The organism is Campylobacter sp. LH-2024, assembly GCF_048270605.1.
Classification (GTDB): domain Bacteria; phylum Campylobacterota; class Campylobacteria; order Campylobacterales; family Campylobacteraceae; genus Campylobacter_D; species Campylobacter_D molothri.
Genome location: NZ_CP168139.1, coordinates 471229 through 482671, shown reverse-complemented (window position 1 = coordinate 482671; position 11443 = coordinate 471229). Strand labels below are relative to the sequence as shown.

Annotated in this window: 10 protein-coding genes and 2 pseudogenes; 7 read left to right on the top strand and 5 right to left on the bottom strand. The window is 26.1% G+C overall.

Annotated elements, in window-relative coordinates:
* Positions 1-14: 14 nt before the first annotated feature.
* Positions 15-434 carry a hypothetical protein gene (locus tag ACD570_RS02600; RefSeq protein ID WP_337197490.1) on the bottom strand — a complete coding sequence of 140 codons (420 nt, stop codon included), beginning with the start codon at positions 432-434 and terminating at the stop codon, positions 15-17.
* Between the two features lie 74 nt (positions 435-508).
* Here ACD570_RS02600 and ciaI point away from each other — a divergent pair, with 74 nt between their 5' ends.
* The 3 genes from ciaI to ACD570_RS02585 are packed head-to-tail and all read left to right on the top strand — an operon-like array spanning position 509 to position 2462.
* Positions 509-1057 carry an intracellular survival protein CiaI gene (ciaI, locus tag ACD570_RS02595; RefSeq protein WP_239820070.1) on the top strand — a complete coding sequence of 183 codons (549 nt, stop codon included), beginning with the start codon at positions 509-511 and terminating at the stop codon, positions 1055-1057.
* A gap of 11 nt (positions 1058-1068) precedes the next feature.
* The gene (locus tag ACD570_RS02590) at positions 1069-1767 is read left to right on the top strand and encodes a dUTP diphosphatase (protein WP_337202505.1); all 699 of its coding nucleotides are present in this window, start codon (positions 1069-1071) and stop codon (positions 1765-1767) included.
* Positions 1755-2462 (top strand): EI24 domain-containing protein, encoded by a 708-nt coding sequence (locus ACD570_RS02585; protein ID WP_337205188.1) that lies wholly within the window; start codon positions 1755-1757, stop codon positions 2460-2462. Before ACD570_RS02590 ends, ACD570_RS02585 begins: the two co-directional genes overlap by 13 nt.
* Here ACD570_RS02585 and tilS read toward each other — a convergent pair.
* Together tilS and rimO are read right to left on the bottom strand one after the other, a co-directional pair.
* On the bottom strand, positions 2445-3410 hold the full coding sequence (gene tilS / locus ACD570_RS02580; RefSeq protein WP_337205189.1) for a tRNA lysidine(34) synthetase TilS: 966 nt from the start codon (positions 3408-3410) through the stop codon (positions 2445-2447). The genes ACD570_RS02585 and tilS overlap by 18 nt on opposite strands.
* Positions 3400-4719: a 30S ribosomal protein S12 methylthiotransferase RimO gene (gene rimO, locus ACD570_RS02575; RefSeq protein WP_417904358.1), complete on the bottom strand. Its 1320-nt coding sequence runs from the start codon at positions 4717-4719 to the stop codon at positions 3400-3402. The genes tilS and rimO overlap by 11 nt, the downstream gene beginning before the upstream one ends.
* 123 nt (positions 4720-4842) lie before the next feature.
* Between rimO and ACD570_RS02570 the strand changes: the two are divergent.
* The 4 genes and pseudogenes from ACD570_RS02570 to ACD570_RS02555 form a co-directional block, all read left to right on the top strand.
* Positions 4843-5656 (top strand): annotated as a pseudogene (locus ACD570_RS02570) (glycosyltransferase family 2 protein); the annotation flags it as partial.
* A 906-nt stretch (positions 5657-6562) separates the two neighbouring features.
* A pseudogene (locus ACD570_RS02565) lies at positions 6563-8065 on the top strand (AMP-binding protein); the annotation flags it as partial.
* Positions 8066-8082: 17 nt separating this feature from the next.
* Complete coding sequence (locus tag ACD570_RS02560) at positions 8083-8310, top strand: acyl carrier protein (protein ID WP_417904155.1); 228 nt, start codon at positions 8083-8085, stop codon at positions 8308-8310.
* A complete protein-coding gene (locus ACD570_RS02555; RefSeq protein WP_417904357.1) occupies positions 8307-9854 on the top strand; it encodes a hypothetical protein in 1548 nt (515 codons plus the stop codon). Before ACD570_RS02560 ends, ACD570_RS02555 begins: the two co-directional genes overlap by 4 nt.
* A gap of 70 nt (positions 9855-9924) precedes the next feature.
* Here ACD570_RS02555 and ACD570_RS02550 read toward each other — a convergent pair whose 3' ends face one another.
* Positions 9925-10689, bottom strand: a complete 765-nt coding sequence (locus ACD570_RS02550) for a TSUP family transporter (RefSeq protein WP_337202488.1) — start codon at positions 10687-10689, stop codon at positions 9925-9927.
* Complete coding sequence (locus tag ACD570_RS02545; protein ID WP_337197573.1) at positions 10671-11435, bottom strand: TIGR02757 family protein; 765 nt, start codon at positions 11433-11435, stop codon at positions 10671-10673. Before ACD570_RS02545 ends, ACD570_RS02550 begins: the two co-directional genes overlap by 19 nt.
* Between the last annotated feature and the right edge of the window lie 8 nt (positions 11436-11443).

Below are 11443 nucleotides of genomic sequence, written 5' to 3'. Positions count from 1 at the left end.
GTTAACTCATTTTGTTAAATAATAAAAGATTTTTTTAAAAATTCTATTTTTTTAACAAGACCCAAAGTATTATCTGTTAGTTTAGCCCAAATAAGATCAAGAGTATAAATTCTAGCTTTTTTATCAAATTTAGCAAAAGAAAATTTAGAAAAATACATTTTTTCTTGCTCTTTATTTGCATATTTAAATTCGGCTTTAGCTTGAATTCCTTTTAAAAAAGCGATTTTATTTTCCTTAGCAATATTTACAGCAACGCTGGGATTTTTAAAAGCCAACTGAATATGTTTGGTTTGCTCATGAGAAGCAATAATTAAAGAAAGATTTTTTTCATCAAAAACATAAAAAGCACTGGCAGTATAAACCCCACTATCATCAATCATAGACCATGATAAAAGCTGTTCATTTTTTATAAAGTCTAAAATTTTTTCATCCATAGATTAAATTATACTCAATAAAATTTAAAATCAGTCGATATAATTATAATAAATTAATTTTAAGGAGTTGGGTAATGCAAATTGATGCAAGCAAAAATCAAAGTTTTTCTATGGATTATACTACCAAAAGCGGTAAGCATTTAAGTCTTTCAATGTATGATAATCAAAGTTTAAATTATAGCGACAAAGATGGAAAACATTTAAGCTTAAAGCATCAATATGGATTTAGCTTTACCTTTGAGGGTTCTAAATTAACCCAAAATGATATGGATGAAATTAAAGACGCTATGAAAGATGTAGAGCCTATGTTAAAAAATTTCCTAGCTAATTCAAAAGTAGGAGAATTAAAGCCCAAAGAGCTTATCCAAACTGCAATGCAAATTGCTGATGTTTTACCAACTCCAAAAGATGAAAATCATAAAAATGCTATTGCAAGCAATTTAACCAATAAACTTGATAACTTATTAAAACAAAATCAAATCAATGATAAAGATGTAAATACTTCTATGTTAGAAGACAGTAAAAAACTTTTAGATGAAGTTTTAGAACAAATGAAAAAACAACTTGAAAAACAACAAGAACAAAACAATAAAGAAAAAAATGGCTTAAATCTTTACGCTTAAAAAGGCTAAATATGCAAAATGTGCAAATTATAGAAAATATGCTCAAACTCCAACAAAAATTAAATGATGAAACTAATGGTATTGGTTGGAAAGAAGGCTATACCAAAGAAGGAAAACTAATTAGCTGGAGACGTTGTATTTATATGGAATGTGCTGAACTTATTGATTCTTTTGCTTGGAAGCATTGGAAAAATATTTCAGAAGCAACAAATTGGGAAAATGTACGCATAGAAATTGTTGATATTTGGCATTTTATTTTGAGTTTGCTCCTTGAAAATAAAAAACAAGATTTTCATCTTTTTGCTACGGAAATAGCCTCTGTGAGTGTATTTCAAGATTTTTGCAAAGAAGAGGATAAGCCGAGTGAAAATCAAAGCGAAATTTATGGCATTTTAAACGATATAGAACTTATCATACATAAATGTAGTGGCTTTGATCTTGATTTAGGTGAATTATTATCTGTTTATTTTACCTTAGCAATTAAATGCGGTCTTAATTTAAATAGCCTCTACCAAATTTATATAGGAAAAAATGTTCTTAATGCTTTCAGACAGGATCATGGTTATAAAAATGGTACTTATATAAAAAATTGGAATGGTAAAGAAGACAATGAAATTTTAAATGAAATTTTAAAAACAGAAATAGATTATGAAAAAATTTATAATCATCTTGAAGAAGAATATAAAAAAGTTATTCCATGCAAATTTTAAAACTCTCTTTACAAGATTTCTTCTCTCTTAAATTTTTAAAATTCTCTCTAATTCCCTTTGCTTGCAGTCTTTTATTTATGAGTATTTTAGGAATCTTTGGTTTTTCTTTTTTGACTAATTATTTTCATACTTTATTTAGTGTTAATGAGGATTCTTTTTGGGCTTGGTTTTATGCTTTTCATATAGTCCAAATATTAGTTACTATGATTAGCTTTTTGTTTTCAGGCTTTATTGTCGTTTTCACTTCTGTTTTTCTTGCTCTTTTTATTACCTCTTTTTTAACCCCTTTTATCGTGAAAGAAATTAATAAAAAATACTATCATTATAGCTCTAAAGAAGAAGTTGGCTCTCTTAGAGTATTTTTTGAAATTTTTAAAATATTTATAAAATTTATCTTATTTTTTATACTTTGCACTTTGGCTTTATTTTTGCCTTTTGTAAATCTTTTTATTTATTATTTTATTTTTTATTATCTTTTTCATAAATTATTAATTTTAGATGTAACAAGCTCGGTTTTAGATCAACAAAATTTTAAAAGTTTTAATTCTAAATTTTCTCCTTTTGAATTTAAATTCAGTACCTTATGTTTTTATATACTTTCTTCAGTGCCATTTTTAGGACTTTTTTTTCAAGTGTTTTTTGTAATTTTCTTAACTCATTTAAGTTATCAAAAAATTTTAAAACTTAAAGCTTAAAATTTCGATATTGTGATTATAAAAATAAGCTCTTAATGATTTTGGTATTTGAGCTTTTCTACACTCTTCTTTAAATTTTTTAGGCAATTTTTCACAAACTTCATAAGGAAAGATAAAAGCTTTATCATTTTTATAAGCTATGCCTATTTTTCCACTTATAACACAATCACTTTTTAGCATTTGCTCTCTTTGTTTGGCACTTGGGACAACTCCTTGAATTTTTAATGCTTTGGCGATCATACTTTCTTCTTTGGGACAAATTAAAATCCCTTTAAAATTTTGAATCTTCTTAAAATCATAAATTTTTTGTTGGTCTTTTCGCAAATAATCAAAACTTCTTTTCAAACCTTTAGAAAATTTTTCGACAAAAGAATTAGAAAATTCTTGTCTTATGAAATTTCTAAAATATTTTATATCATCATTGCTTTCATCATTAAAATAAAAGATTTTATTCTCTTTTAAAAAATTTAAAATTTCATTTTTGCTTACAAAAAGCAAAGGTCTTACAATATCATAATTTTCATGTTTTTCAATTTCATTCATTCCTAAGATTTCTACCAAACCCGCTCCACGAGAAAGCTGCATCAAAAACCATTCAAATTGATCATTAAGATGATGAGCTAAAATAAGATGATCATAAGAATTTTCAAGGCAAATTTGATGAAAAAAATCATAACGAAAATTCCTAGCTTCTTTTTCAAAATTGCCTTTAAATTTGGGAGCAGTTTTTATAAAAATTTGTTTTTGAAATTTTAAGGCAAGTTCTTTGGCTTTACTTTCTTCTTTGTCGCTATTTGTTCTAGTTTTATAATTAATTAAAGCTAAATCAAATGAAATATTTTTTTGCATTAAAAAATAAAAAAGCGCACTTGAATCACTCCCATAAGAAAAAGCGAGTAAATTTTTACCCTTTTTTAATAATTCTAAAATTTCATGCTTAATCTGCATCGATTTTTCTTAAAGCCTTAGCGATTAATTTTTTATCTAAACTTTGGGTGATTTCACACTCATAAATTTGCCCCATTTCCAAATCACCACATTCGCTTTCATTAATAAGAATTTCTCCATCAATTTCTCTATCCCATCTTAAGTCTTTTCCCGCGATGAAAAAAGCTCCTTCGCTACTTTCCCCAGTGCAAACTACTAAACGCTTTTTACCCACTTCTTTTTCAAAACTTTTCTCTAAAACATTATCAATGATTTTTTCGATTTTTTTAAGACGAGTATTGATTGTTTTAAAAGGAATTTGTTCCATATTAAAAGCTACTGTATCTTCTTCCTTAGAATAAGCAAAAACACTTACCCTATCAAAACCAAAATTTTGGATAAAATCACAAAGCTCCTCAAAATCCACTTCACTTTCTCCTGGATGCCCCACAATAAAACCGGTACGTAAAAAGCTATCGGGTACATTTTTCATTAAAGTAAGCATTTCTTTAAGTTTTTTTTGCCCCGCTCCGCGTTTCATAATTTTAAGCATAGAATCGCTAATATGCTGCAAAGGCATATCAAAATAATTCACAAAAATTTTAGAAGCTATAATACGCTTAATCAAAGCTTCGCTTGCACTTGTTGGATAAAGATATAAAATTCTAGCTGCTTTTATACCTTCTATTTTTTCCACCTCATTAATTAAGCGTATAAGTCCATCTTTTTCACCTTTATCAAATAAATAAGAACTTGTATCTTGTGCAATAAATGAAAAATCTTTATAACCTTTTTGCACCAAATCCTTAACTTCAGCAACAATACTTGAAATTTCTCTTGATTTTAACTTACCCTTAAAACTCGGTATAGCACAAAATGAACATTTTTGATTACATCCTTCTGAAATTTTTATAAAAGCATGAAAATTAGAACCTGTAATCACTCTTTTTGTATTTTCATTTTGCAAATAAGTTGAAGAGGAAAATAAATTAGTTTTTTTTAGTATCATTTCATCGATTCTTTCATAATCAGCCACACCAGTAAAAAGATCGACTTCAGGTAATTCCTTCATTAATTCTTCTTGATAACGCTGCATCAAACAGCCCGTAACCACTAAAAGTGAATCTTTTTTTCTTTGCTCATGTAAATTTAAAATCGCATTGATGCTTTCTTTTTTAGCACTTTCTATAAAACCACAAGTATTGATGATCAAAACATCCGCTATACTTGGATCATCACACAATTCATAAGCACTAAGACGCCCTAGCATAATCTCGCTATCGACTAAATTTTTATTACAACCTAAAGACATTAAATAAAGTTTTGACATATTTCTCACTTTTTTAAATTTTGAATTATTTTTTTGATAAAATAAGCTTTTTTAAAATTATAACAAAAAATATAATTTTAAAATAAATTATCTAAATTAAATGATTTTATATTGAGGTAAAACATGAAAGAAGATAAAACAGTCGGCGTAGTTATACCAATATATAATGTACAAGATTATTTAAGAGAGTGTTTAGATAGTGTTATTAATCAAACTTATAAAAATTTACAAGTTGTTTTAGTCAATGATGGAAGTACTGATGAAAATTCATTAAACATTGCTAAAGAATACACCTTAAAAGATGAAAGGTTTATTTTATTTGATAGAAAAAATCAAGGTCTTCCTTCAGCAAGAAATTTAGGTATAGAATATTTCAGTAAAGAATATGAACTTAAAAATATCACTAGTGATATCAAAGAAAATTCTTTAATAGAATTTAGCATAGAAGGTAATAATGAAATATATAAAGTCTATAAAAGTTCTAAATTCTTTAAAAATGAAAATGAACTTTTAAATTTTCAAACTCCAAATATAGATTATATTATCTTTTTAGATAGTGATGATTATTGGGAGTTAAACTGTATAGAAGAATGTGTTCTTAGGATGGATGGGGTTGAAGTGGTTTGGTTTAACTGGAAAGAAATTTATGAAGATGATATCCTCTATAATCCCTTTTTTAAAAGCTCTATTGAAGAGTATCAATATAAAGAAAATCAAAAAGTAAGTGTGGAAGATTTTTTTAAAAATATTCTCAAAATAGGTTTTAAGGGTTTATGGTTTGGTTGGCAAGGTATGGTTGATTTTAATTTTCTAAAAAATATTAAACTTAAATTTATAGATCAAATGACCTATATAGAAGATTTTCCTTTTGGAATATTGTTATTCGCTCAATGTAATAATATCTATATACTTACAGAAAAATTATATTACTATCGCATAAGAAAAGGTAGCAATATGAATCACAAAAATGAATCTGAAAATACCTTGTATCGCAGAAAAAGTCACCATTTCCTAGCAGCTTTTATCATTCTCGATTATTTAGAAAAAACTAATCTTAAACATAAAAATCTATTAAAACAAACTCTTATTAAAGCAATTGAATATTTAAGATTTGAAGTAGTCCGTTTTTCAAAAGAAAATAGACAAGAAAAAATATATCTTTGCTTTAAAAAATTATTTGATTTTTCAAATGACGTAAATTCAAACATAAAATTCATATCTGAACTTATAGATGATAATATAAATTTTTTTTGCAAATACGGCACAGCTAAACAAAGAATTCAAAACCAACTTTCTTATAAACTAGGCCAAACAATGATCATGCGCTCCGCTTCTTTTTCAAAAATACTATCAATGCCATTTTACTTAATATCCACATTTTTAAACCATAAACTACAACAAAAAATCTATCAAAAAAAAGATTGAAAAAAATCCTTCTTTAAAGCCACCTCGTTTAAAATCTTATCCTGACTATCAAGAAGCTTTAAAAGAAAAAGAATCTTTCACCTATAAGCTTGGAAAAGCTTTAATAAAAGCTAATAATGATTGGTATGGGGGGGGGTATATCAAATTGTGGTTTGAGATAAGAAGGATAAAAAAAGAATTTAAAAATAGATAAAGTATAAATTTTTTATATCAAAAAAATAAATTTCAAGTATTTCTAAAAATATTATTTTAGAAAAATATTTTTATATTTTTACAAAAAACATCAATTTACTAAAATTGATTTAAATAAAATTTTTATTCTTAGAATAATTTTATTTAAAAAATAAAATTTTTTAAGCCTATATTAACTGGGGGGGGGTATAATCATCTTTTGATTTTATTATAAAGGCTTTTTTGCATGCTCACCCACATCTACAACTTTCTAGAAAAAAGCGTTGAAAATTTTAGTGAAAAAATAGCCTTTGTTGAACCTTTTGCTAAAGAAAGAAAAGAAATCACTTATAAAGAATTTGATCTTTATTCTAGAAAAGTTGCCAGTGAAATTCTAAGAAAATTAAATAATGATACTTTACCTTTACAAAAAGCCATTCTTATTATCTTACCCAAAGGAATTGATTGTTTGATTTCTTTTTTTGGTGTAGCTTTAAGTGGAAACTTTTATACACTCTTAGATGAAAAAAGTCCTAAAGAAAGAATAGAAAAAGTTATAGAAGTTTTAAAACCAAAACTTCTAATCACTTCTAAAGATTTAAATTTAGATTTAAATTTACCTACTTTATATACACAAGATTTTAAAAGTTTTAATACAGATGAAAATTTAATCACTAAAGCCAAAGAAACACACATTGATACTAATTTACTTTATGTACTTTTTACAAGTGGGAGTACAGGAATTCCTAAAGGAGTAAGTATAGCTCATAAGAGTGTGATTGATTATACGTTTTGGGTGTGTGAAACTTTTGATTTTGATGAGAATGAAATTTTAGCCAATCAAGTTCAATTTTATTTTGATGTTTCAGTCTCTGATATTATGGTAACCGTATTTAAGGGTGCAACTTTACATATTATCCCTAATCATATCTTTGCTTTTCCTGCTAAAGTATTACAATGCTTAGAACAAGAAAAAGTAAGTACGATATTTTGGGTGCCTTCAGTATTGATTTATTTTGCAAATGAGAAAGGTTTAAAAAAATATCCTCTAAATTTTCTCAAAAAAATACTCTTTGCAGGTGAAATTATGCCCAATAAGCAACTTAATATCTGGAGAAAACATTTACCTCAAAGTTTATTTGCTAATCTTTATGGTCCTACTGAAATCACAATTATTGCTTGTTTTTACATCATCAATCGCCCTTTTAAAGATGATGAACTCTTACCAATTGGTAAAGCTTGTAAAAATACAGAACTTCTAGTCTTTGATGAAAATATGAATTATATAAGTACTAAAGAAATAGGTAAAAAAGGAGAATTATATATAAGAGGAACTTCTTTATCCTTAGGATATTACAATGATAAAGAAAAAACAAATAAAGCTTTTATACAAAATCCTTTACATGATAATTATTTAGATTTACTCTATAAGACAGGAGATATTGTTGCTTATAATGAATTTGAAGAATTGTTATGCTATGGAAGAGCTGATAATCAGATTAAATACATGGGTCATAGAATTGAACTAGGAGAAATAGAAAATATTATTAATTCCCATGATAAAGTAAGAAACTCTACTTGTGTTTTTAAAGAAGAGATTATTTGTTTTTATGAGAGTAAAGAAGAAATTGATTTTAGAATGTTTCTTTTAAAAGATAAATTACCTCTTTATATGATACCTAAACATTTTAAAAGAATAGATAGTTTTAAACTTAATCAAAATGGTAAGATTGATAGGGTTATTATAAAGAACTTTAAGGAGAAAAAATGGAAGAAATTAAACAATTTTTTAAAGAAATTGGAAGAGAAGATATTGATGAAAATTCTAAAAGTTTAGTCACCAATGGTTTAATAGATAGTTTAGATATTATGAAATTAGTAACTCAAATAGAAGATTTTTATGAACAAGAATTAGACATGAATTTTATAATGCCTGAAAATTTTGAAGATTTTAAAACTATAGAAACAATGATAAAAAAGGCTTTTGATTTATGAAAATTGTTTTACTTGGATCTTGCGAATCAAGATGGAATGATCCCTTTACAGAAGGTTTTAGGAAATTTGGTGCAAATGTTAAAAGTTTTGGATTAGCCTCTATAGACCCTTTAGGGCATATTTATTATCTTTTTCGACAAAAAACAAAAAAATATATCGAAGAAGCTGATTTAATAATCTTTTCTTTAGATGAGACAGCTTTTCGTAAAAATAAAGATATAGCGCAAATAAATCTACCTGTATTTAGTTGTATTTATAAAATTTTAAATAGCTTGCAAAAGAAAGTTTTAATTGTTCAATGGCTGCATGGAATTCATCATGGAGGATATACATATACTTCTTTTCACAAAATTCAAAGCGAGAAATATGGATTTAATTTTATTGATGTCTTTAATTTTCTTTCAAAAGAATCTATCCTAGATTTTTATGCTAATATAATTAATCCTGTTCATCCTCCAATATTTATCACCTCTACATTAGCTTGTAAAATCTGTGAAAATTTTGACTTTTTTAAAAAACCAAAAAAAATTAAAAATCTTAACATTCCATCTTTTCAAACTTTAGATTTAGATGAAATTATAGATGTAAAAAACAATAAAGATTTTGTAAAAATCAGATCCTTTCTTTGTAAAGAAAATATTTATAAATTAGAGAATAAGAAGGAGCTTAAGTTAATTTTACCTGCAAAATATTGCGATATGAAAATTCTAGCTGTTCACTTTTGGAACAATAGTTTTACTCCGGAAAATCTTCTTTCTTATTGTATTTTTGAAAATAAAAAACAAAAAGTCCTAATACCTGTATATAATCATCAAGCAATCATTGCATTAGAATATAACTTTACTACAAATCAAGATATAAAAATTCATAATCGTTTGGATGATGATGTGAAGAAACCTAAATATAATGTCTTTTATGATAGAATATTTGAAGAAGGAAAACAAGCAGGAATCATAGGTTTCTTACTTATGCCAAAAAATGAAACGCTAGAAGAAATAAAAATTCCAGACGATTTAAATTTTGAAATTTCAAAAGAATATGATTTTACACACCTTTGCGAATATTTAAAAGACTATAAAATTATTATCGAGCAATATAACCAAAGAAAAGATCCTATTAAACTACAAGTCTTGCAAAATCAAATCAATACTTTAAAGATTCAATTATCAAATTCTCAAGCTAATTCAGCTAAAGCAAGAATTCAAAACCAACTTTCCTATAAACTAGGTCAAGCTATGATAGAAAATTCAAAAAGCATACTAGGTTATATAAGAATGCCTTATGTTTTATCTTATATAAAAGATAAACACAAACAAGAACAAAAAATTTATCAAGAAAAAATAAAAAAAGATCCTTCTTTAAAATTACCTCCTTTAGAATCTTATGCTGATTATAATGAGGCTTTAAAATTTAAAGAACATTTATCTTATAAATTAGGACAAGCTTTAATAAAAGCTAATAATAATTGGTATAGGGGTGGATATATCAAATTGTGGTTTGAGATAAGAAGGATAAAAAAAGAATTTAAAAATAAAAAAGCATAATTTTTCATCTAAGTACTGAATTTAATTATTTTTGAAAGATATTTTTGTATTTTTCAAATAAATTTGAAATTTAAGAAAAATAATCCCAAGCAACTTTGATGATGGTTATACCTACTACGATTAAAAATAAGCTTTTAATAAATTTTCCATTACTTTTTAATACAAGTTTAGAACCCAAAAAAGCTCCTAAAATTTGTCCAACGGCCATGATTAATCCCACTTTCCATAAAACTTCATACTGCCATAAAAAAATAATTAAAGCGATAATATTGCTTGTAAAATTTAAAATTTTTGTATTCATACTTGCTTTTTTCATATTAAAGCCAAGTAAGGTTACACAAGCAAATATCCAAAAAGATCCGGTTCCAGAGCCTAAAAAACCATCATAAAAACCTAAAGTTAAACCACAAATAAGATAAAAAATTTTAATATTTTTAATCTTTGGATTGTTTTCATATTTTCCTAAATTTGGGCGTAAAGCTGTATATAAAAAAGTTAAAGTTAAACAGATTAGAATAATGATTTTTAAATTTTCATCCTTTACAAAAAGTACACTATAGCTTCCTATAATAGCACCCACCGCAGTGAAAAATATCCCCCAAGCTAGATAAGGTAAAGTTGTGGATTTAAAATAAGTAATTGTTGCAGTAAAAGCTCCACATACGCTCTGAACTTTATTAGTTGCGATAGATAAATGTGCAGGAATCCCGCAAGCTATTAATGCTGGCAAGGTTATAAGTCCACCTCCACCAACTATTGAGTCTATAAAACCTGCAAAAAGTGCTGCAAAAAATAATATAATATAATAAATTGTATCTAAATGTTCAAAGCCCATGTATCAATCTCCTTGCTTTGTCCTAAGCGATAAAGTGCAAAGTCATATTTAACAGGATCATTTGCATCAAATTCTTTTAACTTCTTGGTAAGCTCTAACACACTTTTATAATCATATATTTTACGCTTTAAAAGTCCTAAAGTCAAGGAAATTTTAAAAAGATGGGTATCAAGAGGAATCAAAAGATCTTTTGTGTGTATATTAGTAAAAATTCCAAGATCAAGCTCATCTTTTCTAACCATCCACCTAAAGTACATATGATATCTTTTAAGCGGTGATTTTGGTATATTTTGCCAAATTTTTCCAAAGAAAAAATCATATCCATAACTAGAATAAGAATTTATTTTTTGAATTTTTTTCATGAAAGCAAGGATAGCGTCTGTAGTATTTTGTCTTTTTTGGTAAGCTTTAGTAAAAAATTCATTTAAAGAAATTTCATTTTTAAGCCTTGAAAGGGTAATAAAAATTTCTAAAATATCTCTTTCATTTTGAAAGCGGTATTTTATTCCTTTTAGATTTTTTTGAATTTGTTTTTCACTTGAATCGAGTAAAGAAAAATCCAGCTTATTTAAAAAATTAACTATATTTTTTGCATTACCATAGGCAAATAAAGCACAAAGCAAAGCAATAAATTCATCTTTGTAAATTTTAGCAACTTGCAAAGGATCTGGGTTTTCAAATAAAGCTTTATTGGTATTTTTTAATTTTACTAAAGTATCTAGCTTGGTTTTTAATATCTCAGACATTTTACTAG

What these genes read in the sequence shown, in the direction of transcription:
- ACD570_RS02590 (WP_337202505.1), top strand. Translation starts at nt 1,069, where the DNA reads ATGCAAAATGTGCAAATTATAGAAAATATGCTCAAACTCCAACAAAAA.
- ACD570_RS02550 (WP_337202488.1), bottom strand. Translation starts at nt 10,689, where the DNA reads ATGGGCTTTGAACATTTAGATACAATTTATTATATTATATTATTTTTT.
- tilS (WP_337205189.1), bottom strand. Translation starts at nt 3,410, where the DNA reads ATGCAGATTAAGCATGAAATTTTAGAATTATTAAAAAAGGGTAAAAAT.
- ACD570_RS02555 (WP_417904357.1), top strand. Translation starts at nt 8,307, where the DNA reads ATGAAAATTGTTTTACTTGGATCTTGCGAATCAAGATGGAATGATCCC.
- rimO (WP_417904358.1), bottom strand. Translation starts at nt 4,719, where the DNA reads ATGTCAAAACTTTATTTAATGTCTTTAGGTTGTAATAAAAATTTAGTC.
- ACD570_RS02545 (WP_337197573.1), bottom strand. Translation starts at nt 11,435, where the DNA reads ATGTCTGAGATATTAAAAACCAAGCTAGATACTTTAGTAAAATTAAAA.
- ACD570_RS02560 (WP_417904155.1), top strand. Translation starts at nt 8,083, where the DNA reads ATGGAAGAAATTAAACAATTTTTTAAAGAAATTGGAAGAGAAGATATT.
- ciaI (WP_239820070.1), top strand. Translation starts at nt 509, where the DNA reads ATGCAAATTGATGCAAGCAAAAATCAAAGTTTTTCTATGGATTATACT.
- ACD570_RS02600 (WP_337197490.1), bottom strand. Translation starts at nt 434, where the DNA reads ATGGATGAAAAAATTTTAGACTTTATAAAAAATGAACAGCTTTTATCA.
- ACD570_RS02585 (WP_337205188.1), top strand. Translation starts at nt 1,755, where the DNA reads ATGCAAATTTTAAAACTCTCTTTACAAGATTTCTTCTCTCTTAAATTT.